Raw genomic sequence first — 26,705 nt, 5'->3', positions numbered from 1 at the left:
GGTACCAGGGGCTCCTTCATATCTTCAAGAAACGTGTGCTGCGCCACAGTTGTTCAATCGAGACCTCGAAGCCCGGGCGTGTCGCTCTTTATTGACGCCGTAACGGACATTGCGGACGTCCGTGATCAAGCCCTTGATCACGGTCTTTGATCATTACGTCCGAATTGCCCCGCACCTACCACTGGTTCGGGTGGATGGCCAAGCCCGGTTCTCAGACCGCTCTCATGGATGTGGCGGAGGTCACGGAACGGTTACCGGAAGGGCGGCGTCACGCGCGGGCGGGACTTCGTGAACGTGTGCACGCATTCGCCGCGCGTCCACATCTCGCCTCGACGCTCCCTCTGATGTGTGAACGCGGTCCTCTATCAGGACGCCTCGTCCAGCACCAATTTGCATGCAGCGGAACTCTCTTGATATGGAGACGCCCTTCGTGGCCTGCGGTGACGAGCGAAAATGTCACTTCTGGTGATCACCTGAACGCTTCGCGTACGAAGATCACCCATCATCCGACTTCATGATCCTTCGTCAGGTGGTGGAGATCACAAAGCTTGTGTAATACCCCGTGTCGCAGATCACAGAGTGGCGGGCATAAGATGCGAGGCAGTTGGGCTTGTGACCTGCTTCACATGTTCTCGATCTTCGCCCGGGACGAGCGGGGCTCGTGGGACCGGTGAGGCGGGTGTGAGCCCAGTGCAACCGCCACCAGTCAGTGCCGACTGAGAGGAGCGAGGAGCGGTGAACGCGTATGCGCCCATCCTCGTACTGGGAGCCCTCGGGGCAGGCTTTGCGATCTTCTCCGTGGTCATGGCCACGCTGATCGGTCCGAAGCGGTACAACCGCGCCAAGCTCGAGGCCTACGAGTGCGGTATCGAGCCGACCCCCACGCCGGCCGGCGGCGGGCGCTTCCCCATCAAGTACTACCTGACGGCGATGCTCTTCATCGTCTTCGACATCGAGATCGTCTTCCTCTACCCCTGGGCCGTCACCTTCGACGCCCTGGGTGTTTTCGGGCTCGTGGAGATGCTGCTCTTCGTGCTCACCGTCTTCGTCGCGTACGCGTACGTATGGCGGCGCGGCGGCCTGGAATGGGACTGAGGGGCCTTTAGAGACATGGGACTCGAAGAAAAGCTGCCGAGCGGCTTCCTGCTGACCACCGTCGAGCAGGCCGCGGGCTGGGTGCGCAAGGCGTCCGTCTTCCCGGCCACCTTCGGCCTGGCCTGCTGCGCCATCGAGATGATGACCACCGGCGCCGGCCGCTACGACCTCGCGCGCTTCGGCATGGAGGTCTTCCGCGGCTCGCCACGCCAGGCGGACCTGATGATCGTCGCCGGCCGGGTCAGCCAGAAGATGGCGCCGGTGCTCAGGCAGGTCTACGACCAGATGCCCAACCCGAAGTGGGTGATCTCCATGGGTGTCTGCGCCTCCTCGGGCGGCATGTTCAACAACTACGCGATCGTCCAGGGCGTCGACCACATCGTCCCCGTCGACATCTATCTCCCCGGCTGCCCGCCCCGGCCGGAGATGCTGATGGACGCGATCCTCAAGCTCCACCACAAGATCCAGACCTCCAAGCTCGGCGTGAACGCCGAGGAGGCGGCCCGCGAGGCGGAGGAGGCGGCGCTCAAGGCCCTGCCCACGATCGAGATGAAGGGGCTGCTGCGGTGAGTGACGCGAACGGCACCCACGGCGCGAACGGGTCCGCGAACGGGGTGAACCCCGAGAAGGACCTCGCCGCCTCCAACCTCCCCGGCCAGCGCGGCCAGGGTGGCGAGGAGATCCGCGTCCAGCGCGGCATGTTCGGCGCCACCAACGGCGGCGACACCTCCGGCTACGGCGGCCTGGTCCGCTCGGTCCGACTCCCGGGGCCGGCGAACCGGCCCTACGGCGGCTGGTTCGACGAGGTCGCCGACGAGCTGGAGGGCGCCCTGGAGGAACAGGGACTCCTCCCCGAGAACGCCATCGAGAAGACCGTCGTCGACCGGGGCGAGCTGACCTTCCACATCGAGCGCGAGCACCTGGTCCGCGTCGCCCGCACGCTGCGCGACGACCCGGCCCTGCGCTTCGAGCTGTGCACCGGCGTCAGCGGTGTCCACTACCCGAACGACCAGGGCCGCGAGCTGCACGCCGTCTACCACCTGCGTTCGATCACCCACAACCGGCTCGTCCGCCTCGAGGTCAGCGCCCCCGACAGCGACCGGCACATCCCGTCCCTGGTCTCCGTCTATCCGACCAACGACTGGCACGAGCGCGAGACCTACGACTTCTTCGGGATCGTCTTCGACGGTCACCCGGCCCTGACGCGGATCATGATGCCGGACGACTGGCAGGGCCATCCGCAGCGCAAGGACTACCCCCTCGGCGGCATCCCCGTCGAGTACAAGGGCGCCCAGATCCCGGCTCCGGACCAGCGGAGGTCGTACTCGTGAGCACGCAGTCAGCATCCGCGGACTCCGCCGCTTCGGCGCGCGAGACCACTGAGGGCACCGTATATACGGTCACCGGTGGCGACTGGGACGAGGTCGTCCAGTCCGCGGCCCGTGCCGACGACGAGCGCATCGTCGTCAACATGGGCCCCCAGCACCCCTCCACCCACGGGGTGCTCCGCCTGATCCTGGAGATCGAGGGCGAGACGGTCACCGAGGCCCGCTGCGGCATCGGCTACCTCCACACGGGCATCGAGAAGAACCTCGAATACCGCACGTGGACGCAGGGCACCACGTTCGTGACGCGCATGGACTACCTGACGTCCTTCTTCAACGAGACCGCCTACTGCCTGGCCGTCGAGAAGCTCCTCGGCATCGAGGACCAGATCACCGAGCGCGCCAAGATCATCCGGGTGCTCCTGATGGAGCTGAACCGGATGTCCTCCCACCTGGTGTGCATCGCCACCGGCGGCATGGAGCTGGGCGCCACCACGATCATGATCTACGGATTCCGTGATCGTGAAATGATTCTCGACATCTACGAGCTCATCACGGGCCTGCGCATGAACCACGCGTACATCCGGCCCGGCGGACTCGCCCAGGACCTGCCGCCCGGCGCGGTGGACCAGATCCGCGAGTTCGTGAAGAAGATGAAGAAGAACCTCCCGGAGTACGACAAGCTCGCCACCGGGAACCCCATCTTCAAGGCCCGTATGCAGGACATCGGCTACCTCGACCTGGCGGGCTGCATGTCCCTCGGCGCCACCGGTCCGATCCTGCGCTCCGCCGGCCTGCCGCACGACCTGCGCAAGGCGCAGCCGTACTGCGACTACGAGACGTACGACTTCGACGTCCCGACCGCCGACAGCTGCGACGCCTACGGCCGCTTCCTGGTCCGCCTGGAGGAGATGCGCCAGTCGCTCAGGATCGTCGAGCAGTGCCTGGACCGGCTCCAGCCCGGCCCGGTCATGGTCGCCGACAAGAAGATCGCCTGGCCCGCTCAGCTCGCCCTGGGACCGGACGGACTGGGCAACTCCCTCGACCACATCAAGAAGATCATGGGCACCTCCATGGAGGCCCTGATCCACCACTTCAAGCTGGTCACCGAGGGTTTCCGCGTTCCGCCGGGACAGGCGTACGCGGCCGTCGAGTCGCCCAAGGGCGAACTCGGGGTGCACGCCGTCTCCGACGGCGGCACCCGCCCCTACCGGGTCCACTTCCGGGACCCGTCCTTCACCAACCTGCAGGCCATGGCGGCGATGTGCGAGGGCGGCCAGGTCGCCGACGTCATCGTCGCCGTCGCGTCCATCGACCCCGTGATGGGAGGCGTCGACCGGTGACCACAAGTTCCTCGGAGCGGGGCGTCAGCCTGGGCATGCCCGAACTGCCCGCACCCGCGTACCCGGACGACGTCCGGGCCCGGCTGGAGGCGGACGCGCGTGAGCTGATCGCGCGCTACCCGGACTCCCGGTCGGCCCTGCTGCCGCTGCTCCACCTCGTGCAGTCGGAGGAGGGCCATGTCACGCGCACCGGGATGCAGTTCTGCGCGGACATGCTGGACCTGACCACGGCCGAGGTCACCGCCGTCGCCACCTTCTACACCATGTACCGGCGCAAGCCGTCCGGTGACTACCAGGTGGGCGTGTGCACCAACACGCTGTGCGCGGTGATGGGCGGCGACGCGATCTTCGAGACCCTCCAGGAGCACCTGGGCGTCGGCAACGGTGAGACCACCGACGACGGCAAGGTCACCCTGGAGCACATCGAGTGCAACGCGGCCTGCGACTTCGCGCCGGTCGTGATGGTCAACTGGGAGTTCTTCGACAACCAGACCCCCGGCAGCGCCAAGCGTCTGGTCGACGACCTGCGTGCGGGACGGCCCGTGCAGCCCACGCGCGGGGCGCGGCTGTGCACCTTCAAGGAGACGGCCCGGATCCTGGCGGGCTTCCCCGACGAGCGGCCAGGGGCCGTCGAGGAGAGCGGCAGCGCGGGACCCGCTTCGCTGGTGGGCCTTCGCCTGGCAAGGGGAGAGGCCGCACCCGCGCGCGTGGTCCATCCGCGTGCCCAGGAGTCCCAGGGCGCTCCGTCCGCGAGCCAGGCCGAGGAGGAGGGGGAGTGATGACCGTGACCGAACTCAAGGACACCAGCCCCGAGAAGCTGCTCGCACCCGTGCTGTCGGCCTTCTGGGACGAGGACCGGTCCTGGACTCTGGACGTCTACCGGAGGCACGAGGGGTACGAGGGGCTTCGCAAGGCGCTCGCCATGTCGCCGGACGACCTGATCGCGTACGTCAAGGACTCAGGTCTGCGCGGGCGTGGCGGCGCGGGATTCCCGACCGGAATGAAGTGGCAGTTCATTCCCCAGGGTGATGGAAAACCGCACTATCTAGTTGTCAACGCCGACGAATCGGAGCCCGGGACCTGCAAGGACATCCCGCTCCTCTTCGCGAACCCACATAGCCTCATCGAGGGCATTGTGATCGCGTGCTATGCCATCAGGTCGTCGCATGCCTTCATCTATCTGCGTGGTGAAGTCGTCCCCGTTCTGCGGCGGCTGCACGAGGCCGTGCGCGAGGCCTACGCGGCGGGCTACCTCGGCGAGAACATCCTGGGCAGCGGACTCGACCTCGAACTCACCGTGCACGCCGGCGCCGGCGCGTACATCTGCGGTGAGGAGACCGCACTGCTCGACTCGCTCGAAGGCCGCCGTGGTCAACCGCGGCTCCGTCCCCCCTTCCCTGCGGTGGAAGGCCTTTACGCCTGTCCGACTGTGGTGAATAACGTCGAATCGATCGCGTCAGTTCCCGCCATCCTGAAAAATGGAAAAGACTGGTTCAGGTCGATGGGCAGCGAGAAGTCGCCCGGCTTCACGCTCTACTCGCTCAGCGGCCACGTCGCGAGCCCCGGCCAGTACGAGGCGCCGCTCGGCATCACGCTCCGCCAGCTCCTCGACATGAGCGGCGGCATGCGGCCGGGGCATCGCCTCAAGTTCTGGACGCCGGGCGGATCCTCGACGCCGATGTTCACCGACGAGCACCTCGACGTCCCTCTCGACTACGAAGGGGTGGGCGCCGCGGGTTCCATGCTCGGCACGAAGGCCCTGCAGTGCTTCGACGAGACGACCTGCGTGGTGCGGGCGGTGACCCGCTGGACCGAGTTCTACGCCCACGAGTCCTGCGGCAAGTGCACACCGTGCCGTGAAGGGACCTACTGGCTGGTCCAGTTGCTGCGGGACATCGAGGCCGGCAAGGGCGTCATGTCCGACCTCGACAAGCTGAACGACATCGCCGACAACATCAACGGCAAGTCCTTCTGCGCTCTCGGCGACGGCGCGGCCTCACCGATCTTCTCCTCGCTGAAGTACTTCCGCGAGGAGTACGAGCAGCACATCACGGGCCGGGGCTGCCCCTTCGACCCGGCCAAGTCGACGGCCTGGGCGGACCGCCCGGAGGTGAACGCATGACCGTGACCACCAGTGCTCCCTCCGGAGGGGGGCAGGCGGCGGTCCCGCCGGAGGACCTCGTCACGCTGACGATCGACGGCGTGGAGATCAGCGTGCCCAAGGGCACCCTGGTCATCCGCGCCGCCGAGCAGCTCGGCATCGAGATCCCCCGCTTCTGCGACCACCCCCTCCTGGACCCGGCCGGCGCCTGCCGCCAGTGCATCGTCGAGGTCGAGGGCCAGCGCAAGCCGATGGCGTCCTGCACGATCACGTGCACGGACGGGATGGTGGTGAAGACGCACCTCACGTCCCCGGTCGCCGAGAAGGCCCAGCACGGTGTGATGGAGCTGCTGCTCATCAACCATCCGCTGGACTGCCCGGTCTGCGACAAGGGCGGCGAGTGCCCGCTGCAGAACCAGGCCATGTCGCACGGCAACGCGGAGTCCCGCTTCGAAGGCCGCAAGCGGACGTACGAGAAGCCCGTCCCGATCTCCACCCAGGTGCTGCTCGACCGCGAGCGGTGCGTGCTGTGCGCCCGCTGCACCCGCTTCTCCAACCAGATCGCGGGCGATCCCATGATCGAGCTGCTGGAGCGGGGCGCGCTCCAGCAGGTCGGCACCGGCGAGGGCGACCCCTTCGAGTCGTACTTCTCCGGCAACACCATCCAGATCTGCCCGGTCGGCGCGCTCACCTCCGCGGCCTATCGTTTCCGCTCCCGCCCCTTCGACCTCGTCTCCTCGCCGTCGGTGTGCGAGCACTGCTCCGGCGGCTGCGCCACCCGCACCGACCACCGGCGCGGCAAGGTCATGCGGCGGCTCGCCGCCAACGACCCCGAGGTCAACGAGGAGTGGATCTGCGACAAGGGACGCTTCGCGTTCCGGTACGCGCAGCTCAAGGACCGCCTCGACACCCCGCTCGTGCGCAACGCCGAGGGCGTCCTGGAGCCCGCCTCCTGGCCGGAGGCACTGGAAGCGGCCGCGCGCGGGCTGGCCGCCGCCCGCTCCCGGGCCGGTGTCCTCACCGGCGGCCGACTGACCGTCGAGGACGCCTACGCGTACAGCAAGTTCGCGCGTGTGGCGCTCGACACGAACGACATCGACTTCCGCGCGCGCGTGCACAGCGGCGAGGAGGCCGACTTCCTGGCGGCCCAGGTGGCCGGCCGCGGCCGTGACCTCGACGGTACGGGCGTCACGTACAGCTCCCTGGAGAAGGCGCAGGCCGTTCTCCTCGTCGGGTTCGAGTCCGAGGAGGAGGCGCCCGGCGTCTTCCTGCGGCTCCGCAAGGCCTGGCGGCAGCACAAGCAGCAGGTGTTCGCGCTGGCCACACACGCCACCCGCGGCCTGGAGAAGGCGGGCGGCACGCTGTTGCCGGCCGCTCCCGGCACCGAGACCGAGTGGCTGGACGCCCTCGCGAGCGGTGTCGGCCTGGAGGAGCCCGGCACGAAGGCCGCCGAGGCCCTGCGCACCGAGGGCGCGGTGATCGTCGTAGGAGAGCGGCTCGCCGCGGTGGCCGGCGGACTCACCGCCGCCGTACGCGCGTCCGCCGCCACCGGCGCCCAGCTGGTGTGGATCCCGCGCCGCGCGGGCGAGCGCGGCGCCGTCGAGGCGGGCGCGCTGCCGTCGCTGCTGCCGGGCGGCCGCCCGGCGACCGACCCGCGCGCGCGGGAGGAGGTAGCCGCCGCCTGGGGGCTCGCCGAACTGCCCCTGCGCTACGGCCGCGACACCCACCAGATCATCGAGGCCGCCGCCACCGGCGAACTGTCGGCCCTGGTGGTCGCCGGAGTCGAGGCCGCCGACCTGCCCGACCCGGCACGCGCGCGCGAGGCACTCGACAGCGTCGGCTTCCTGGTGTCGCTGGAGCTGCGGCCCAGCGAGGTCACCGAGCGCGCCGACGTCGTCCTGCCGGTCGCCGCGGTCGCGGAGAAGGCGGGCACCTTCCTCAACTGGGAAGGCAGGGTCCGCTTCTTCGAGGCGGCCCTCAAGCCCGACCAGATGACCCGCCGCCTCGCCCCGACCGACGCGCGCGTGCTGCAGATGCTGGCCGACGCCATGGACGTCCACCTGGGCCTGCCGGACCTGCGCACCGCGCGCGCGGAGATCGACCGGCTCGGCGCATGGGACGGCCCGCGCGCCTCCGCGCCCATGGAGACCGCGGGCGCGCTGCCCCGCCCTGCCGTGGGCGAGGCCGTGCTCGCCGGACACCGGCTGCTGCTCGACCATGGTGTCCTGCAGGAGGGCGACGAGGCGCTCGCCGGCACCCGGCACGCCGCACGCGCGCGCGTGTCGGCCGCGACGGCCGCCGAGGCCGGCGTCAAGAACGGCGAACTCCTCGCCGTCACCGGGTCGGCCGGCACGGTCGAACTGCCCCTCCAGGTCACCGAGATGCCCGACCGGGTGGTCTGGCTCCCGCTGAACTCCGTCGGCTCGGGCGTCGCCTCCGACACCGGCGCGCAGCCCGGCTCCCTCGTCCGCATCGGCCCGACGGCACTCGCCGACAAGGCCCCCAAGGAGGTGGAGGCATGAGCCCGTACCTCGCCGCTGAAGACCTCTCGATGTTCGGCCGCGACCCCTGGTGGCTGGTCGTCATCAAGGCGGTGTTCTGCTTCGCCTTCCTGATGGTGACCGTGCTGTTCTCCATCGTCTGGGAGCGCAAGGTCGTCGCCTGGATGCAGCTGCGCATCGGCCCCAACCGGCACGGCCCCTGGGGCATGCTCCAGTCGCTCGCCGACGGCATCAAGCTGATGCTCAAGGAAGACGTCATCGTCAAGCGCGCGGACAAGGTGGTCTACGTCCTCGCGCCGATCGTCGCGGCCATCCCGGCGTTCATGGCGATCGCGGTGATCCCCTTCGGCCCGGCCGACGACGAGATCTCGATCTTCGGTACGCGCACCACGATGCAGCTCACCGACCTGCCGATCGCGATGCTCTACATCCTCGCGGTCGCCTCCGTCGGCATCTACGGCATCGTCCTCGCGGGTTGGAGTTCCGGATCCACCTACCCACTCCTCGGCGGCCTGCGCTCCTGCGCGCAGATGATCTCCTACGAGATCGCCATGGGCGCCGCGTTCGCCTCCGTGTTCCTCTACTCGGGGTCGATGTCGACGTCGACGATCGTCGAGCAGCAGCACGACCGCTGGTACATCCTGCTGCTGCCGGTCTCCTTCATCCTCTACATCGTCACGATGGTCGGCGAGACCAACCGCGCCCCCTTCGACATGCCGGAGTCCGAGGGCGACCTGGTCGGCGGCTTCAACACCGAGTACTCCTCGATCAAGTTCGCGATGTTCATGCTCGCCGAGTACGTGAACATGGTGACGGTCTCGGCCGTGTCGGCCACCCTGTTCCTCGGCGGCTGGCGCGCCCCGTGGCCGATCAGCGGCTTCTGGGAGGGCGCGAACCACGGCTGGTGGCCGCTGCTCTGGTTCGTCATCAAGGTCCAGCTGCTGCTGTTCTTCTTCATCTGGCTGCGCGGCACGCTCCCGCGCGTCCGCTACGACCAGCTGATGAAGCTCGGCTGGAAGGTCCTCATCCCGGTCTCGGTGACCTGGCTGATGCTCGTCGCGACCGTGCGGGCCCTGCGCAACGAGAACTACGACTTCGCCGACATCGCCCTCTACGTCGGCGGCGGGGTCCTCGCCCTGCTGCTGATCTCCTTCGTCGCCGACATGTTCCGCGAGAAGGCGAAGACGGCCGAGCAGCCCGCTGCCCAGCAGCCCGGATTCGACCCGATGGCGGGCGGATTCCCCGTACCGCCGCTGCCCGGTCAGGAGCTGCCGCCGGTGCCGAGGCGCCGCCCGCGCCGCGACCGGGAGCTGATTGTCAGTGGCGGGTCGGACACTCTCAGTGACGGATCTTCGGATGGAAAGGAGGCGTCCGATGGCTGAGGAGCCCAAGGAGACCAAGCCCGGTTTCCAGAACCCCGTGGCCGGCTTCGGCGTGACCTTCAAGGCCATGTTCAAGAAGCGGCTGACGGAGCAGTACCCGGAGCAGAAGAAGACCACGGCTCCGCGGTTCCACGGACGGCACCAGCTCAACCGCCATCCGGACGGCCTGGAGAAGTGCATCGGCTGCGAGCTGTGCGCCTGGGCCTGCCCCGCCGACGCCATCTACGTGGAGGGCGCCGACAACACCGACGAGGAGCGCTACTCCCCGGGCGAGCGCTACGGCCGCGTCTACCAGATCAACTACGCCCGCTGCATCCTGTGCGGGCTGTGCATCGAAGCGTGCCCCACGCGCGCGTTGACGATGACCAACGAGTTCGAACTGGCCGACTCCAGCCGCGCCAACCTCATCTACACCAAGGAGCAGCTGCTCGCCGGCCTCGAAGAGGGCATGGTCGACACGCCCCACTCGATCTTCCCCGGGACCGACGAGCAGGACTACTACCGGGGCCTGGTGACGGAGGCCGCGCCGGGGACCGTACGGCAGGTGGCCGTCTCCAAGGGTGAACAGCCTCAATCGGCAGGCCCTTCGGGCGCGGCCGAGGATCAGGAGGTGGACGCATGAGCCCGCAGCTCGCGGCCTACACGACCTCCACCGGTGAGGCCTTCCAGTTCTGGGTCCTCGGCACCGTCGCGGTGATCGGCGCCCTGTGCACCGTCTTCATGAAGAAGGCCGTGCACAGCGCGCTCTGCCTCGCCGGGACCATGATCATCCTGGCGATCTTCTACCTCGCCAACGGCGCCTACTTCCTCGGGATCGTGCAGATCGTCGTCTACACCGGCGCGATCATGATGCTGTTCCTCTTCGTGGTGATGCTCGTCGGCGTCACGGCCGCGGACTCGCTGAAGGAGACCATCAAGGGCCAGCGCTGGCTGGCCCTTCTGTGCGGGGTCGGCTTCGGCGTCCTGCTGTTCGCCGGCATCGGGAACGCCTCCCTGAAGGAGTTCGACGGCACCGGCCAGGCGAACGCGAACGGCAACGTGGAGGGCCTCGCCTCCCTCATCTTCACCAAGTACGTCTTCGCCTTCGAAATCACCGGCGCTCTGCTGATCACGGCCGCCGTCGGCGCCATGGTGCTCACCCACCGCGAGCGCACCGAGCGCGCCAGGACCCAGCGCGAGCTGGCCGAGCAGCGCGTCCGCGAGGGCAAGCACGTACCGCCGCTGCCGGCCCCCGGTGTCTACGCCCGGCACAACGCCGTGGACATCGCGGGCCTGCTGCCCGACGGCACCCCGTCCGAGCTGACCGTCAACAAGACGCTGCGCGAGCGCGGCCAGATCCGTGACGTGTCGGCCGAGGCGCTGGGTGACCTGCGGGCGCTGGAACAGCGCTCCGAGGAGCGCCTGGAGCGGACCGAGATCGAGCCGACGACGTTCAAGCGGTCCGAGGAGGCGTCGAAGTGAACCCCGTCAACTACCTCTACCTCGCTGCCCTGTTGTTCACCATCGGCGCGACCGGGGTGCTGATCCGGCGCAACGCGATCGTCGTGTTCATGTGCATCGAGCTGATGCTCAACGCCTGCAACCTCGCGTTCGTCGTCTTCTCCCGGATGCACGGCAACCTCGACGGCCAGATCATCGCCTTCTTCACGATGGTCGTCGCCGCCGCGGAGGTCGTGGTGGGCCTCGCGATCATCGTGTCGCTGTTCCGTACCCGCCACTCGGCCTCGGTCGACGACGCCAGCCTGATGAAGCTGTAAGGGGTCGGAAGAATCGTGGAGAACCTGATCGCGCTGCTCATCGCGGCGCCCCTGCTCGGAGCGGCCGTCCTCCTGGTCGGCGGCCGGCGCCTCGACGCCGTCGGCCAATGGATCGGCACGCTCCTGTCGGCCGCCTCCTTCGTGTTCGGCCTGATCCTCTTCGCCGACCTGCTCGGCAAGAACGCCGAGCACCGCACCCTGACCCAGCACCTGTGGACGTGGATCTCGGTCGGCAGCTTCCAGGCGGACGTCACCTTCCGCCTCGACCAGCTGTCCATGACGTTCGTGCTGTTGATCACGGGCGTCGGCTCGCTGATCCACCTGTACTCGGTCGGGTACATGGAGCACGACGAGCGTCGCCGCCGCTTCTTCGGCTACCTGAACCTGTTCCTCGCGGCGATGCTGCTGCTCGTCCTCGCCGACAACTACCTGCTGCTGTACGTCGGCTGGGAGGGCGTCGGCCTCGCGTCCTACCTGCTGATCGGCTTCTGGCAGCACAAGCCCAGCGCGGCCACGGCGGCGAAGAAGGCCTTCCTGGTCAACCGTGTCGGCGACATGGGCCTGTCGATCGCGATCATGCTGATGTTCACCACCTTCGGCAGCTTCGCCTTCGGCCCGGTCTTCAGCCACGCCGGTGACGCCTCCGAGGGCAAACTCACGGCGATCGGCCTGATGCTGCTGCTCGCCGCCTGCGGCAAGTCGGCCCAGGTGCCGCTGCAGTCCTGGCTCGGGGACGCCATGGAGGGCCCGACCCCGGTGTCGGCCCTGATCCACGCCGCGACGATGGTGACCGCGGGTGTGTACCTGATCGTCCGCTCCGCGGCCATCTTCAACCTGGCTCCGGACGCCCAGCTGGCCGTCACCGTCGTCGGCGCGGTCACGCTCCTCTTCGGTGCGATCGTCGGTTGCGCGAAGGACGACATCAAGAAGGCGCTGGCCGGCTCGACCATGTCGCAGATCGGCTACATGATCCTCGCCGCCGGCCTCGGCCCCATCGGCTACGTCTTCGCGATCATGCACCTGGTGACCCACGGCTTCTTCAAGGCCGGGCTCTTCCTCGGCGCCGGTTCCGTCATGCACGGCATGAACGACGAGGTCGACATGCGCAGGTACGGCGGCCTCAGGAAGTACATGCCGGTCACCTTCATCACCTTCGGTCTCGGCTACCTCGCCATCATCGGCTTCCCGTTCCTGTCGGGCTTCTTCTCCAAGGACGCGATCATCGAGGCGGCCTTCGCCAAGGGTGGCACCCAGGGCTGGATCCTCGGCGGCGCAGCCCTGCTGGGCGCAGCCATCACCGCCTTCTACATGACGCGCGTGATGCTGATGACGTTCTTCGGCGAGAAGCGCTGGCAGCCGGACGAGAACGGCAACGAGCCGCACCCGCACGAGTCGCCCAAGGTCATGACGATCCCGATGGTCCTGCTCGCGTTCGGGTCGGTCTTCGCCGGTGGGCTGTTCAGCATCGGTGACCGCTTCCTGAACTGGCTGGAGCCGGTCACCGGCCACAGCGAGGGCCACTCGCCGATCAGCGCGGCCACGGTCACCGGCGCGACCATGGTGTGCCTGGTCATCGGCGTCGGCATCGCCTGGGCCCAGTACGGCCGCAAGCCCGTCCCGGCCGTCGCCCCGCGCGGATCGCTGCTCACCCGGGCCGCCCGGCGCGACCTGCTCCAGGACGACTTCAACCACGTCGTCCTGGTGCGCGGCGGAGAGCACCTCACGCGCTCCCTGGTGTACGTCGACCACACCCTGGTCGACGGCGTCGTCAACGGCACGGCGGCCGGCTTCGGCGGCCTGTCGGGCCGGCTGCGGCGGGTCCAGAACGGCTTCGCCCGCTCCTACGCGGTCTCGATGTTCGGCGGTGCGGCACTCCTGGTCGCCGCGACCCTGCTGATGAGGGCGGTCTGATACCGATGTCCTTTCCTCTACTGACAGCGACGGCGGCGCTCCCGGCCATCGGGGCCGTCGCCACGGCCGCCGTACCGGCCGCGCGCCGCACCGCCGCCAAGTGGCTGGCGCTGGGCGTCTCGCTCGCCACGCTCGCCCTGGCGATCACCGTCCTGGTCCGCTTCGACCCGGACGGCGCCCGCTACCAGCTCACCGAATCGCACGCCTGGATCAAGGACTTCGGCGTCCGCTACGAACTGGGCGTCGACGGCATCGCGGTGGCGCTCCTCGCGCTGACCGCCGTACTGATCCCGTTCGTGATCCTCGCCGGCTGGCACGACGCCGACCCGCTGGAGACCGGCAGCCGCCGCTGGCGGCCCACCCAGGGCTTCTTCGCGCTGATCCTGGCGGTCGAGGCGATGGTGATCATCTCCTTCGAGGCCACCGACGTCTTCCTCTTCTACATCTTCTTCGAAGCCATGCTCATCCCGATGTACTTCCTCATCGGCGGCTTCGGGGACCGTGCCCACGAGCACGGCGAGGAGGCGGCCTCCACGCAGCGGTCGTACGCGGCGGTGAAGTTCCTGCTCTACAACCTGGTCGGCGGCCTGATCATGCTGGCCGCCGTGATCGGCGTCTACGTGGTCGCGGGGAACTTCTCGCTCACGGAGATCGCGCAGGCGCGCGCGAACGGCTCGCTGCACATGGCGACGAACACCGAACGCTGGCTGTTCCTCGGCTTCTTCTTCGCCTTCGCGGTGAAGGCGCCGCTGTGGCCGCTGCACACCTGGCTGCCCAACGCCATGCAGGAGGCCACCGCTCCGGTCGCCGTCCTCATCACCGCGGTCGTCGACAAGGTGGGCACGTTCGCGATGCTCCGCTTCTGCCTCCAGCTGTTCCCGGAGGCCAGCAAGTGGGCGACGCCGGTCATCCTCGTACTGGCACTCATCAGCATCGTCTACGGCGCCCTGCTCGCCGTCGGCCAGCGGGACATCAAGCGGCTGGTCGCCTACGCGTCGATCTCGCACTTCGGCTTCATCATCATGGGCATCTTCGCGATGACCAGCCAGGGCCAGTCCGGCGCCACGCTCTACATGGTCAACCACGGCATCTCCACGGCCGCGCTGATGCTGGTCGCCGGCTTCCTGATCTCCCGGCGCGGCTCGCGCCTCATCGCCGACTACGGCGGTGTGCAGAAGGTCGCCCCGGTGCTCGCCGGCACCTTCCTGATCGGCGGCCTCGCCACCCTCTCGCTCCCCGGACTCGCGCCGTTCGTGAGTGAGTTCCTGGTCCTGGTCGGCACGTTCGCGCGCTACCCGGCGATCGGCATCATCGCCACCTTCGGCATCGTGCTCGCCGCGCTCTACACCCTCGTGCTGTACCAGCGCACGATGACGGGCCCGGTCAAGCCCGAGGTCTCGGCGATGCCCGACCTCCGCGCGCGCGAGCTGGTGGTGGTCGCCCCGCTGATCGTGCTGCTGATCGTCCTGGGCGTCTACCCGAAGCCCGTCACGGACATCGTCAACCCGGCGGTCAAGCAGACCATGTCCGACGTACACAAGACCGATCCCAAGCCCTCGGTGGAGGCGGCCAAGTGAGCGCAACAGCCGTCCACAGCCTGTGGACAACCGCAGCCGAGCCGATCTCGAAGATCCCCGCTCCGAAGATCGAGTACGGGCAATTGTCGCCGACCTTGATCGTCGTCGGCGCGGCGTTGGTCGGGGTGCTGGTCGAGGCGTTCGTCCCGCGCCGGTCCCGCTACTACGCGCAGGTGTTCGTGTCCGTCGTAGCCCTCTGCGCCGCGTTCGCCGCGGTGGTCGCGCTGGCGGCCGACGGGTACGGCACCACGAAGGCGCACATCGCGGCCATGGGAGCGATCGCGGTCGACGGGCCGTCCCTGTTCCTGCAGGGCACGATCCTGCTGGCCGGTCTGGTCGGCCTGTTCACCTTCGCCGAACGGCGCCTGGACCCCGCGGCGCACGGCAACCGGGTCGACTCGTTCGCGGCGCAGGCCGCGTCCGTGCCGGGCAGCGACAGCGAGAAGGCCGCCGTGAAGGCGGGGTTCACCACCACCGAGGTCTTCCCGCTGCTGCTCTTCGCGATCGCCGGCATGCTGATCTTCCCCTCGGCCAACGACCTGCTGACGCTGTTCGTGGCCCTGGAGGTCTTCTCCCTGCCGCTGTACCTGCTGTGCGCGCTGGCCCGCCGCAAGCGGCTGATGTCGCAGGAGGCCGCGGTCAAGTACTTCCTGCTCGGCGCGTTCGCCTCCGCGTTCACGCTGTTCGGCATCGCCCTGCTGTACGGCTACGCGGGCTCGGTGTCGTACGCGCGCATCGCGCAGGTCGTCGACGGCACGGTCACCAACGTCGACCCGGCGCTGGCCAACACCATGGGCAACGACGCGCTGCTGCTGCTCGGCAGCGCCCTGATCGTGATGGGCCTGCTCTTCAAGGTGGGCGCGGTGCCGTTCCACATGTGGACGCCCGACGTCTACCAGGGCGCGCCGACCCCGGTGACCGGCTTCATGGCGTCGGCGACGAAGGTGGCGGCGTTCGGCGCGCTGCTGCGTCTGCTGTACGTCGTCCTCCCCGGCATGCGCTGGGACTGGAGGCCGGTCATGTGGGCGGTGGCGATCGTCACCATGCTGGGCGGTGCGATCGTCGCGATCACGCAGACCGACATCAAGCGGCTGCTGGCGTACTCGTCCATCGCGCACGCCGGATTCATCCTCGCGGGTGTCATCGCGACCTCGAAGGACGGCGTGTCGTCCGTCCTGTTCTACCTGGCCGGGTACTCGTTCGTGACGATCGGTGCCTTCGCGGTGGTCACGCTGGTGCGCGACGCGGGCGGTGAGGCGACTCATCTGTCCAAGTGGGCCGGGCTCGGCCGCCGGTCGCCGCTGGTGGCGGCCGTGTTCGCGGTGTTCCTGCTGGCCTTCGCCGGTATCCCGCTGACCTCCGGTTTCGCCGGGAAGTTCGCCGTGTTCAAGGCGGCGGCGGACGGCGGTGCGGCCCCTCTGGTCGTGGTCGGTGTGATCTCCTCGGCGATCGCCGCGTTCTTCTACATCCGTGTGATCGTGCTGATGTTCTTCAGTGAGCCGAGGCCCGAGGGCCCGACCGTGGCCGTGCCGTCGCCGCTGACCATGGCGGCGATCGGGGTGGGCGTGGCGGTCACGCTGGTGCTCGGTGTGGCGCCGCAGTACTTCCTGAACCTGGCGAGCCAGGCGGGAGTGTTCGTGCGCTGAGGCCTGCGCCACGGCCCTGCGGCCCCGGTTCCTCCGAGCGAGGAGCCGGGGCCGTCGCATGTCAATGGCCCGACATGCCTGACATGCCCTGCGTGGCGGGCTTGGTCGAGGCGGGGCACTTCACGTTCGGGTTCCACTGGAAGAAGAGGCCGCGGGGGTTCTTCTTGTAGAGCCACACATGTAGGTCGTAGTGGGTGGGCATGCCCGGGTAGTGGCCGGCCATCGGGCCCTGGAAGTCCTGCCCGAACAGGCGGGGCCGCTTCATGTTCTTGCCGGTGACCGGCACCACCCACTCCACGCCGACAAGCCGGCGCCCGCCGTTGCCGGAGTTCTCGTAGAGCAGGCCGCCCGGCTTCTTCGGGTCGAGGGAGCCGAAACGGGACTCGTTGAAGTAGTGGAAGCCCATGGCGCCCTGGGCGCGGGCCAGACACAGGTGCGGCTCGTAGCCGTCGGCGGTCGCGAGCGGCTCATAGCGGTACTGCGCCGTTGCCACGTACGCCGCGGTCAGCTGTGGGTCGGTGAAAAAGTCCTGGTCGGTGGCGTGGGCGGGCGCGGATGCGGGCACGGCGAGAGCCGAGACGAGGGCGAGGGCGGCTCCGGCGAGACGAGCGATCATGAGGCGGGGCTCCTAGGGGCAGACGCGGATGGATCGGGGTGCGAAGCGTGATCCGGCGGCGTGCGGGCCTCCTCCCGGCCCGCTCCAGCAGCCTGGCCCCGAGCGAGGGAGTCGGCCATCCAGAGGCGCCCAATGGGTTGAGCGGCGGCCCTTCGACAGCACCCGATGGGTTGAGCGCGGGCCATTCGGCCGTACCCGATGGGTTGAGCGGTGACCTTCCGGCAGCACCCGATGGGGTGCGGAGCGGCTGTCCGGAAACAGTCGATGGGTTGATATGACAAGTCACCCGCACCTGTGGACAACTTCCGGCACTGTCGGCGCGGGGACCTATCGTGGACGCAGTGGTCGAGGGACGACGCACGGGGGACCGGACACGGGGGACAGGACGATGGGCGCGACGGGCGGGATCAGCGAGATGCCACAGATGACCGAGGGGCCGGGCGCGGCCGCGAGCGAGGCGCTGGCCACGCTGCACCGGGTCTTTGGCTACGAGGCCTTCCGAGGTGAGCAGGAAGAGATCATCGAGCATGTGGTGGCGGGCGGAGACGCCCTCGTCCTCATGCCGACCGGTGGCGGCAAGTCGCTGTGCTACCAGATCCCGGCCCTGGTCAGACCCGGTACGGGCGTGGTGATCTCGCCGCTGATCGCGCTGATGCAGGACCAGGTGGACGCCCTGCGCGCCCTCGGCGTGCGGGCCGGCTTCATCAACTCCACGCAGGACTTCGACGAGCGGCGCGTGGTCGAGGCCGAGTTCCTCGCCGGCGAGCTGGACCTGCTGTACCTGGCCCCGGAGCGGCTGCGGGTCGAGGCCACGCTCGACCTGCTCTCTCGTGGCAAGATCTCCGTCTTCGCGATCGACGAGGCGCACTGCGTGTCCCAGTGGGGCCACGACTTCCGCCCCGACTACCTGGCCCTCTCCCTGCTCGGCGAACGCTGGCCGGACGTCCCGCGGATCGCCCTCACGGCCACGGCCACGCACGCCACCCACCAGGAGATCACCCAGCGGCTGGACCTGCCGAGGGCCCGCCACTTCGTCGCCAGCTTCGACCGGCCCAACATCCAGTACCGGATCGTGCCCAAGGCCGACCCCAGGAAGCAGCTCCTCGCCTTCCTCCGGGAGGAACACGCGGGTGACGCCGGCATCGTGTACTGCCTCTCCCGAAACTCGGTGGAGCGGACGGCCGAGTTCCTGAGCAGCAACGGCATCGAGGCGGTGCCCTACCACGCGGGCCTGGACGCGGGCACGCGCGCGGCCCACCAGTCCCGGTTCCTGCGCGAGGACGGCCTGGTCGTGGTCGCGACCATCGCCTTCGGCATGGGCATCGACAAGCCGGACGTGCGCTTCGTCGCCCACCTGGACCTGCCCAAGTCGATCGAGGGCTACTACCAGGAGACGGGCCGTGCGGGCCGCGACGGCGTCTCCTCCACCGCCTGGATGGCCTACGGCCTCAACGACGTCATACAGCAGCGCAAGCTGATCCAGTCCGGCGAGGGCGACGAGGCGTTCCGCCGCCGGGCCTCCGCCCACCTCGACGCCATGCTCGCCCTGTGCGAGACCGCCCAGTGCCGGCGCGGCCAGCTGCTGGCGTACTTCGGCCAGGATCCCTCCGCCGCGGGGTGCGGCAACTGCGACACCTGCCTGGCCCCGCCGGAGACCTGGGACGGCACCGTTGCCGCGCAGAAGGTGCTGTCCACGGTGGTACGGCTGCAGCGGGAGCGCGGGCAGAAGTTCGGCGCCGTGCAGATCGTCGACATCCTGCTCGGCAAGCGCACCGGCAAGGTGATCCAGTTCGACCACGACCAGCTGTCCGTGTTCGGCATCGGCCAGGATCTCGTCGAGGCCGAGTGGCGGGGCGTCATCCGGCAGCTGCTGGCCCAGGGGCTGCTCGCGGTCGAGGGGGAGTACGGCACGCTGGTACTCACCGAGGCGAGCGGCTCGGTGCTGCGGCGGGAGCGGGAGGTGCCGCTGCGCAAGGAGCCGAAGAAGCCGGCCGCCTCCCGGTCCGGTGCGGGTTCCTCCTCCGGCCGGGGCGACCGCAAGGCCAAGGCCGCTGCGACCGAGCTGCCCGACACGCTGCTCCCCGCCTTCGAGGCCCTGCGTGCCTGGCGCGCCGAACAGGCCCGGGAGCAGGGCGTCCCGGCGTACGTCATCTTCCACGACGCCACCCTGCGGGAGATCGTCACCCGTTGGCCCGGCTCGGTGCGGGAGCTGGGCACGGTGAGCGGGGTCGGCGAGAAGAAGCTGGCCACGTACGGGGAGGGCGTGCTCGAGGTACTCAACTCCCTGGACGTCCCCGGCGCGGTGGCCACTGCCGCACCGGCAGGCGGTGCCGTGCCCACGCCCGGTGAGTCCCCCGAGGACCTGTGGCCCGAGCCGGGGGACGAGCCGGAGCCGGACGACTGGATATAGGGCGCCACAGGCCCTTGGAGACGCTTCTTCTCCTCGGGCGCTGAGCCTTCTCCTCAGGCACTGTGCCTGAGGAGAAGCGGGGGAGCGTCACAGCCCTCGCGCCGCGTACGCCCTGACGTCCGCGTCCGAGTCGGTCGTGGCCGTGGCCAGGGCCACGCGGGCCTCCTCGGCGGCGTTGTGCCGGGTCAGGGCCAGAACCGCCGCCTTGCGCACGTCCGCGTTCGGGTCGGCCAGGGCCTTGGCGAGTGCGGGGACGGCGGAGTCGGCGGGCGCGACCGACAGCGCGGTGGCGGCCCCGGAGCGGACTTGCCAGGCCGGGTCGGCCAGTGCGGCCACGGCACGGGCGGCGAGCGGCGCCGGGCAGCCGGCGGTGGCCAGCGCACCCAGCGCGGCACCGCGCACCAGCGGGTCGGTGTCCTCGGTGAGCCGGTCCAGGGTGCCGGTGAGCAGCTCCCGGGCCTGCGGGTCCAGGGGCGCCGGGCTGACGGCGGCCAGCGCCTTGGCCACGGTGACGCGGACCTCCCGGGAGGGATCGTTCGCGGCGCCCGCCAGCGGTTCGGCCGCATCGACGGAGACGAGGGCGCGCACGGCCTCGATGCGGACGGAGATGTCGGGGTCGTCCAGTGCGGCGGCGAACACGGCGGCTTCGCCCAGTCTCAGGGCGCGCAGGACGTCGAGGGCGGCGGCGCGGACCAGGGGGTCGGCCTCGGCGAGCGCGCCGGTGAGCGCGGTGGCCAGGGCGGGTTCGGACGGCAGGGTCTCGACGAGTTCGCGCAGTGAGGCCGCGGCGGCCGCGCGGACCTCGGCGTCAGGGTCGGCGAGGGCACCGGCCAGGGCCTGCCCGGTGCCGGGCGGCACGGTCTCGGTGAGGACCGAGACGGCCGTACGGCGGACCGCGGGATCGGGGTCGGACAAGTAGGGCCTCAGGGAAGCGAGTTCGGGTTCCTCCTCGGCCAGCTCCAGCAGCTCCAGGAGCCGGGGCGAGGCGGTACCCGGGGCGCCGCTCGGGTCCACGGGCCCAGCGGCGCGGGTGGACGCCGGTCCGGTGGCGACCGGTGCCACATCGCGCGGGCCGGCCGTGGCGACGTCCTCGGGCCGGACCTCGCCCAGCTGCCGGGACGGACCGCCGGCCGGGGCGAAGCCCTCGACCGGGACCAGATAGGGGGCCACGGGACGGGCCGTGAACTCCATCGCACCAGAGGGGGACTTGTGCAGATCGAGGTGGTGGAACCAGGAGGCGTCGTCGCGCCGGGGGTGGTCGATGCGGTCGTGATAGAGCCCCCAGCGGGACTCGGTACGGGCGAGGGAAGCGCGGGCGGCCATCTCCGCGCAGTCGCGGATGAAGGTGACCTCGGCGCAGCGCATCAGCTCGTGCGGGGTTCGGGCGCCCATCGCGGCGACGTCGGCGCGCATCCGCTCGAAGGCATCCAGGGCGAGGGAGAGACGGGCGCCGGACTTGGGCGGTGCCACGTAGTCGTTCACGAAGCGGCGCAGCTTGTACTCGACCTGGGACTGCGGCGGGCCGTCCGGGTTGCGCAGCGGGCGGTAGATCAGCTCGTGCGCCTCGCGCACCTGGTCCGCGGGCAGCTCTCCCTTGTACGCCGAGTACTGGGCGGCGTCCGCACCCGCGAGGTCACCGAAGACGAAGGCGCCGATCATGTAGTTGTGCGGGACGCAGGCGAGGTCGCCGGCGGCGTACAGGCGGGGGACGGTCGTACGGGCGTGGTCGTCGACGCGGACGCCGGAGGCGGAGTGGCCGCCGCACAGGCCGATCTCGGAGATGTGCATTTCGACGTCGTGGGTGCGGTAGTCGTGCCCGCGGCCGGCGTGGAAGGTGCCGCGGGTGGGCCGCTCGGTGGAGTGCAGGATGGACTCAAGGGCGGAGATCGACTCCTCGGGAAGATGGCTCAGCTTCAGGTAGACCGGGCCGCGGTCGCTGGCGACCTCCGCCGCGAACTCCGCCATCATCTGCCCGGACCAGTAGTCGGAGTCGACGAACCGTTCGCCGTGCCGGTTGACCTGGTAGCCGCCGAAGGGGTTGGCGACGTAGGCGCAGGCCGGACCGTTGTAATCCTTGATCAGCGGGTTGATCTGGAAGCACTCGATACCGGTCAGCTCGGCGCCCGCGTGGTAGGCCATGGCGTAGCCGTCGCCGGCGTTGGTGGGGTTCTCGTAGGTGCCGTAGAGGTAGCCGGAGGCGGGCAGGCCGAGACGGCCGCAGGCGCCGGTGGCGAGGATCACCGCGCCCGCGCGGACGGTGACGAAGGCGCCGGTGCGGGTGTGGAAGCCGACGGCGCCCACGGCCCGCCCGTCGTCCGGCGCGGTCAGCACGCGGACCGGCATCAACCGGTTCTCGATGCGGATCCGCTCCCGCATCTCCCGCCGCCGCAACTGCCGGTACAGGACCTTCTTGACGTCCTTGCCCTCCGGCATCGGCAGCACGTACGAGCCGGAGCGGTGGACCTGACGGACCGCGTAGTCCCCGTGCTCGTCCTTCTCGAACTTGACGCCGTACGACTCCAGCCGCTGGACCATCGCGAAGCCACGGGTGGCGGTCTGGCGGACGGTGGACTGGTCGACGATGCCGTCGTTGGCGCGGGTGATCTCGGCGACGTAGTCGTCGGGCTCGGCGCGCCCGGGGACGACCGCGTTGTTGACGCCGTCCATGCCCATGGCGAGTGCGCCGGAGTGGCGGACGTGGGCCTTCTCCAGGAGCAGGACGTCCGCGCCGCGCTCGGCGGCGGTCAGGGCGGCCATGGTGCCGGCGGTGCCACCGCCGATGACGAGGACGTCGCAGGTCAGCTCCTCGGCGTCGGTGACGGCGGGGATCTCCAGAGGGGTCTGCGCGGGGGCGTTGGCGGGGGTGGTCACCGGGGTGCCTTTCAGGTGCCGAGCGAGGAGAGGACGGCGCGGCGCAGGGCCGCTCGGGCCGGGTCGTCGAGGGCGCCGCGGTCACGCGGACGCGGTACGTCGCGTACGGAGGCCACGCGGCCGGCCCCGAGGAGGGCGACGCGGTCGCCGAGGAAGAGCGCCTCGTCCACGTCGTGCGTGACGAAGACGACAGTCGCGCCCGAGCCGCGCAACACCTCCACCAGCAGGTCCTGCATGCCGGAGCGGGTCTGGGCGTCGAGGGCACCGAAAGGCTCGTCCATGAGGACCGCGCGCGGGCTGTCGGCCAACGCGCGGGCCAACTGGGCGCGCTGGCGCTGCCCGCCGGAGACGCGGTGCGGCAACTGCCCTGCCTGTGCACTGAGTCCGACGCGCCCGAGCCAGGACTCGGCCCGGGAACGCCGTTCGGCGCGCGGTGCGCCACCGATGGCCAGGGGGAGTTCGACGTTTCCGCGCAGGGTGCGCCAGGGCAGCAGCGCGTCCTCCTGGAAGACCAGCGCACGGTCGGCGGACGGCCCGGTCAGCGGGCTGCCGTCCTGCTCCACCGCCCCGGCCAGCGGTGACAGCAGCCCGGCGAGCGTGCGCAGCAGTGTCGACTTGCCGCAGCCGGAGGGGCCGACGACGGTGAGGATCTCGCCGGGCGCGACGTCCAGGTCGACGTCGTGCAGGACCGGGGCGTCCGGCCGGCCCAGGACGGCGGCACGGAAGGTGAGCCGGGTGCCGCGTACGTCCTCCCGTGACGTCGCGGCCGGTGCGGCGACGGTGTCGACCGTCTCAGACGAGGTGCTCATCCCGCGCCTCCTGCTCGGTTTCGTCGTGGCCCTGGTGCTGGGCCTCGGGCTGGTTCTCGGCGTTGCTCTCGGTCTTCACGGCGACCGGGGCGGCGAGTCGGGGCACCGCAGTGCGGGGCCGGCCGCCGGGCACGTACGAGGTGCGGGGCAGCCAGCGGGTCAGACGGCGACCGAGGAGTTCCACGGCTGTGGAGGTGACCCAGCCGAGGACGCCGATCGTGACCATGCCGACGAAGACGCCCGGGTAGTTCACGACCGTGTAGTCCTGCCAGGTGCGGTAACCGACGCCGTACTGACCGGAGATCATCTCGGCGGAGATCACGCAGATCCACGAGACGCCGATGCCGACCGACAGTCCGCCGAAGATGCCGGGCAGCGCGCCCGGCAGCACGACCGAGCCGAGGATCCGCAGCCGGCCGCCGCCCAGGGTGCGCACCGCCTCCTCCCAGACGGGGGTGAGCGCCCGGACCGCGTGCCGGGTGGAGACCAGCACGGGGAAGAAGGCGGCGGTGCAGGTGATGAAGACGATGCCCTGTTCGTTCGAGGGGAAAAGGAGGATGGCGACGGGGACGAGAGCGATGGCCGGGATCGGGCGGACGACTTCCAGGACCGGACCGAGCAGGTCCTCGGCGAGGCGCGAGCGGGCCACGAGCACGCCCGTCGCGACGCCGAGGACGGCCGCCAGCGCGAAGCCGGTGAGGATCCGGGTGAGGCTGTCGGTGAGGTCGGTCCAGTAGTCGGCCCCGGAGAGCCGGTCGGCGAAGGCCCGGGCCACGTCGGTGACCGTCGGGAACTGCGAGAAGCGCAGCCACAGGTCGACGTCCAGGCTGGTCAGCACCTGCCAGAGCCCGAGGGCGGTGGCCAGGGACGCCGCTCGCAGCGCATACTGGGCGAGCGGCCGCTGGGTCATGAGGACCGTCCGAGCGCGTCGGTGTACGAGACGGTACGGGCGCCGCCGTGTGCCGCGATGTACGCATGCGCGGTCGCCGGGGCCACGAAGGGCAGCAGTTGGTCGCCGTCGCTCACCCAGACCGCCTTGTCGGCGAACCAGAGGGTGCCGGTGGTGGCATCGGGGACGTAGGCAGCACGGACGCCGTTCCGGTGCCCGGCCACGTAGGCCAGCAGCTCCTTCGGCGACTTGAACGAGACTGTCTTCTCGCTGCCCTTGGGCCATACCTCGCTCGCGGCCGGTGCCGGCGTGGCGGCGAGCCGCTCGGCGTAGGAGGCGCCGAGCGCCTTCTTCACGTACCGGTCGTCGATGAAGGAGTCCACGTCTATGTCTCCGGTGAGCTTGGCGGCCTTGAGGACGGAGACGTCCTGCTTCAGCGCGGAGACGAGCTGGGGTTTGACGGCCGGGTCGAAGGTGGCGATGCCGTGGGCGCCGTTGTAGAGGTAGACGACCTCGGCGGGCAGACCGGTGGCCTCGGCGACCTTCTCCGCGGCGGTCACCGGGTGGTCGTCGAGATAGTCCGTGGCCTGCGCCTGGGCCTTCAGGAAGGCCTCCAGAACGGCCGGGTGCCGCTTGGCGAAGTCCTCGCGGGCGGTGACGCCGTGGAAGGTGGGGAGGTTCAGTTGCGCGCCGTCGTACAAGGCCTTCGCCTTGCCCTGGTGGGCGAGCAGGCCTGGCCAGGCGACGAACTGCGACAGCGCGTCCACGCTGCCCGCGGAGAGGGCCGAAGCGCCCACGGCAGGCTGCTGGTTGAGCTTCGAGACACCGGTGTTCGGGTCGATACCGGCCCGCTGGAGGGCCCGTACGAGGGTGCCGTCGGCGGCGGAGCCGACGCTCGTGGAGACCTTCTTGCCCTTGAGGTCCTGCAGTGAGGCGAGCTTGGAGTCCGGGGCGGTTACGACGGTGTTGAGGCCGCCGCGCAGGTTGTAGCCGGTGACCGACACCAGGTGGGTGGGACGGCCGAGTTGTTTGCCGCGGGCCGCGTTCAGCAGCAGCGGGAAGTCGCCCATCGACCCGATGTCGATCTTCCCGGCGGTCATCTGGGCGGTGATCGGGGCACCGGTGGCGTAGTCCTGCCAGTCGACCTTGTAGGTGTGGCCGTCGTGCAGGGAGTTCAGCTGCTTCTCGAAGTAGCCCAGGGAGCGGAGCAGGGTTCCTGCGGTGACCGTGTTGATGGTCTTGGACTGGTAGCCGACGGTCACGGTGACCGTGGAGCCGCTGCCCGCCTCGGCGCTGCCGCCGCAGGCGGACAGGGGGAGGAGGAGCGCGGCGGCGGACAGGGCAACTGCCTTGCGGTTCATGGTGGTTCGGCCTCTCGCCGGAGCGGGTCGGAAAGGTCAGCGGAGCAGGTAGGGCATGTTGACCGTGACGGCTCCGGTGGGACAGCGCGCCGCGCACGGGCCGCAGTACCAGCACTCGTCGACATGCATGTACGCCTTGCCGCTGCTCTCGTCGATGGCGAGGGAGTCCAGCGGGCACATGTCCACGCAGAGCGTGCAGCCGTCGATGCATTTCGACTCGTCGATGGTCACGGGCACGTCGGCCCGCTGGGGCGCCAAAGGCATGGCTGTCTCCAGGAAACGGGTCAGGCAGGGTGATTACAGGGACCGGTGGAGCAGGCCGCTCATGGTGATGCGGTCGCCGCGGAAGCGGATGAACTCCAGGTCGATGGGGCGGCCGTCGGCGAGGTGCGTGAGGCGTTCCAGCATCAGTACGGCGGCACCTCGCGGGGCCTGGAGCACGGCGGCGGAGTGGGCGTCCGCGTTCACCGCCTCCAGGGTGATCTCGGCGTGGCCGAGCCGCTGGCCGGTGATGGCTTCCAGCAGGCGGAAGACATCGGTGTTCTCCAGGTCTGCGCCGAGCAGGGCGGTGCCGACGTCGAGCGGGATGTAGGTGAGGTCGAGGGAGAGCGGGAGGCCGTTCAGGCGGCGTAGGCGTTCGATGTAAAGGACGTCGGCGCCGGCCGGGACGTGGAGGCGTTCGGCCACCGGGGCGGGTGCGGGGGCGGGGCCCATGGTGCGGACCTCGTTGGTGACGCGGCCGTGTTCGCGGAGGGTTTCCGCGAGGCCCATCAGACGGTCGAGCCCGTGCGGGTACTTCTGGGCGACGACGACGGTGCCGACACCCGGCAGCCGATCCACCAGGCCTTCCGCCCGGAGCAGGTCCAGGGCCTGGCGGACGGTGTTGCGGGAGGCTCGGTAGTCGGTGGCGAGAGTGGACTCGTGGGGGAGGGTGCCGTCCTCGAAGGCGCCGGTGAGGAGCTGGTGGCGCAGGAGGTCGGCGAGCTGCCGGGCCCGGTCCGCGCGCAGCCGGCGACGCATGCGGTGGGCGGCGACGGTGGTCGCGGCGCCCTGACCGGCGTGGTCTCGGAGGCGGTCGGTGGGTGGCATGGCTGGAACCATACCGACGGGG

General features: G+C 69.9%; 22 protein-coding genes. 15 read left to right on the top strand and 7 right to left on the bottom strand.

Annotated elements, in window-relative coordinates; all coding sequences use genetic code 11:
* Positions 1 to 735 precede the first annotated feature (735 nt).
* From CRP49_RS09590 to nuoN, 14 genes are read left to right on the top strand one after another with little or no spacing between them, the layout of a single operon-like run.
* Positions 736 to 1,095: an NADH-quinone oxidoreductase subunit A gene (locus CRP49_RS09590; protein ID WP_007383963.1), complete on the top strand. Its 360-nt coding sequence runs from the start codon at positions 736 to 738 to the stop codon at positions 1,093 to 1,095.
* Between the two features lie 15 nt (positions 1,096 to 1,110).
* Positions 1,111 to 1,665 (top strand): NADH-quinone oxidoreductase subunit B family protein, encoded by a 555-nt coding sequence (locus tag CRP49_RS09585; RefSeq protein ID WP_023547484.1) that lies wholly within the window; start codon positions 1,111 to 1,113, stop codon positions 1,663 to 1,665.
* Positions 1,662 to 2,426 carry an NADH-quinone oxidoreductase subunit C gene (locus CRP49_RS09580; protein ID WP_097252995.1) on the top strand — a complete coding sequence of 255 codons (765 nt, stop codon included), beginning with the start codon at positions 1,662 to 1,664 and terminating at the stop codon, positions 2,424 to 2,426. The genes CRP49_RS09585 and CRP49_RS09580 overlap by 4 nt, the downstream gene beginning before the upstream one ends.
* On the top strand, positions 2,423 to 3,763 hold the full coding sequence (locus CRP49_RS09575) for an NADH-quinone oxidoreductase subunit D (protein WP_097252994.1): 1,341 nt from the start codon (positions 2,423 to 2,425) through the stop codon (positions 3,761 to 3,763). The genes CRP49_RS09580 and CRP49_RS09575 overlap by 4 nt, the downstream gene beginning before the upstream one ends.
* Positions 3,760 to 4,542, top strand: a complete 783-nt coding sequence (gene nuoE, locus CRP49_RS09570) for an NADH-quinone oxidoreductase subunit NuoE (protein ID WP_097252993.1) — start codon at positions 3,760 to 3,762, stop codon at positions 4,540 to 4,542. The genes CRP49_RS09575 and nuoE overlap by 4 nt, the downstream gene beginning before the upstream one ends.
* Positions 4,542 to 5,885 (top strand): NADH-quinone oxidoreductase subunit NuoF, encoded by a 1,344-nt coding sequence (nuoF, locus tag CRP49_RS09565; RefSeq protein ID WP_094215587.1) that lies wholly within the window; start codon positions 4,542 to 4,544, stop codon positions 5,883 to 5,885. The genes nuoE and nuoF overlap by 1 nt, the downstream gene beginning before the upstream one ends.
* A complete protein-coding gene (locus tag CRP49_RS09560; RefSeq protein WP_097252992.1) occupies positions 5,882 to 8,386 on the top strand; it encodes an NADH-quinone oxidoreductase subunit G in 2,505 nt (834 codons plus the stop codon). Before nuoF ends, CRP49_RS09560 begins: the two co-directional genes overlap by 4 nt.
* Positions 8,383 to 9,747: an NADH-quinone oxidoreductase subunit NuoH gene (gene nuoH, locus CRP49_RS09555; protein WP_097252991.1), complete on the top strand. Its 1,365-nt coding sequence runs from the start codon at positions 8,383 to 8,385 to the stop codon at positions 9,745 to 9,747. The genes CRP49_RS09560 and nuoH overlap by 4 nt, the downstream gene beginning before the upstream one ends.
* A complete protein-coding gene (gene nuoI, locus CRP49_RS09550; protein WP_097252990.1) occupies positions 9,740 to 10,369 on the top strand; it encodes an NADH-quinone oxidoreductase subunit NuoI in 630 nt (209 codons plus the stop codon). Before nuoH ends, nuoI begins: the two co-directional genes overlap by 8 nt.
* A complete protein-coding gene (locus tag CRP49_RS09545) occupies positions 10,366 to 11,208 on the top strand; it encodes an NADH-quinone oxidoreductase subunit J (RefSeq protein ID WP_097252989.1) in 843 nt (280 codons plus the stop codon). The genes nuoI and CRP49_RS09545 overlap by 4 nt, the downstream gene beginning before the upstream one ends.
* Positions 11,205 to 11,504, top strand: coding sequence for an NADH-quinone oxidoreductase subunit NuoK (gene nuoK / locus CRP49_RS09540; protein WP_073901863.1), 300 nt, complete (start codon positions 11,205 to 11,207; stop codon positions 11,502 to 11,504). The genes CRP49_RS09545 and nuoK overlap by 4 nt, the downstream gene beginning before the upstream one ends.
* A 15-nt stretch (positions 11,505 to 11,519) precedes the next feature.
* Positions 11,520 to 13,415, top strand: a complete 1,896-nt coding sequence (gene nuoL, locus CRP49_RS09535) for an NADH-quinone oxidoreductase subunit L (protein WP_094215582.1) — start codon at positions 11,520 to 11,522, stop codon at positions 13,413 to 13,415.
* A 5-nt stretch (positions 13,416 to 13,420) separates the two neighbouring features.
* Positions 13,421 to 14,992, top strand: a complete 1,572-nt coding sequence (locus tag CRP49_RS09530) for an NADH-quinone oxidoreductase subunit M (RefSeq protein WP_097252988.1) — start codon at positions 13,421 to 13,423, stop codon at positions 14,990 to 14,992.
* Entirely contained in the window at positions 14,989 to 16,638 is a 1,650-nt protein-coding gene (nuoN, locus tag CRP49_RS09525) for an NADH-quinone oxidoreductase subunit NuoN (protein WP_097252987.1), read from the top strand. Before CRP49_RS09530 ends, nuoN begins: the two co-directional genes overlap by 4 nt.
* A 61-nt stretch (positions 16,639 to 16,699) precedes the next feature.
* Here the strand turns inward: nuoN and CRP49_RS09520 are convergent, their stop codons facing one another.
* On the bottom strand, positions 16,700 to 17,254 hold the full coding sequence (locus CRP49_RS09520; RefSeq protein WP_097252986.1) for a hypothetical protein: 555 nt from the start codon (positions 17,252 to 17,254) through the stop codon (positions 16,700 to 16,702).
* Positions 17,255 to 17,642: 388 nt separating this feature from the next.
* Between CRP49_RS09520 and recQ the strand changes: the two genes are divergently transcribed.
* Positions 17,643 to 19,664, top strand: coding sequence for a DNA helicase RecQ (gene recQ, locus CRP49_RS09515; protein WP_097252985.1), 2,022 nt, complete (start codon positions 17,643 to 17,645; stop codon positions 19,662 to 19,664).
* Positions 19,665 to 19,751: 87 nt separating this feature from the next.
* Here the strand turns inward: recQ and CRP49_RS09510 are convergent, their stop codons facing one another.
* The 6 genes from CRP49_RS09510 to CRP49_RS09485 are packed head-to-tail and all read right to left on the bottom strand — an operon-like array spanning position 19,752 to position 26,683.
* Positions 19,752 to 22,535, bottom strand: coding sequence for a fumarate reductase/succinate dehydrogenase flavoprotein subunit (locus CRP49_RS09510; RefSeq protein ID WP_097252984.1), 2,784 nt, complete (start codon positions 22,533 to 22,535; stop codon positions 19,752 to 19,754).
* Positions 22,536 to 22,546: 11 nt separating this feature from the next.
* Complete coding sequence (locus tag CRP49_RS09505) at positions 22,547 to 23,344, bottom strand: ABC transporter ATP-binding protein (protein ID WP_097252983.1); 798 nt, start codon at positions 23,342 to 23,344, stop codon at positions 22,547 to 22,549.
* On the bottom strand, positions 23,328 to 24,254 hold the full coding sequence (locus tag CRP49_RS09500; RefSeq protein WP_257033345.1) for an ABC transporter permease: 927 nt from the start codon (positions 24,252 to 24,254) through the stop codon (positions 23,328 to 23,330). Before CRP49_RS09500 ends, CRP49_RS09505 begins: the two co-directional genes overlap by 17 nt.
* Positions 24,251 to 25,594: an ABC transporter substrate-binding protein gene (locus CRP49_RS09495; protein WP_097252982.1), complete on the bottom strand. Its 1,344-nt coding sequence runs from the start codon at positions 25,592 to 25,594 to the stop codon at positions 24,251 to 24,253. The genes CRP49_RS09500 and CRP49_RS09495 overlap by 4 nt, the downstream gene beginning before the upstream one ends.
* 36 nt (positions 25,595 to 25,630) lie before the next feature.
* Entirely contained in the window at positions 25,631 to 25,858 is a 228-nt protein-coding gene (locus CRP49_RS09490; RefSeq protein ID WP_030347217.1) for a ferredoxin family protein, read from the bottom strand.
* Between the two features lie 33 nt (positions 25,859 to 25,891).
* Complete coding sequence (locus CRP49_RS09485) at positions 25,892 to 26,683, bottom strand: GntR family transcriptional regulator (protein WP_097252981.1); 792 nt, start codon at positions 26,681 to 26,683, stop codon at positions 25,892 to 25,894.
* Positions 26,684 to 26,705: the final 22 nt, after the last annotated feature.

It is taken from the genome of Streptomyces sp. Ag109_G2-15, from assembly GCF_900215565.1.
GTDB classification, from domain to species: domain Bacteria; phylum Actinomycetota; class Actinomycetes; order Streptomycetales; family Streptomycetaceae; genus Streptomyces; species Streptomyces diastatochromogenes.
This window is presented reverse-complemented; position numbering and strand designations above follow the sequence as displayed.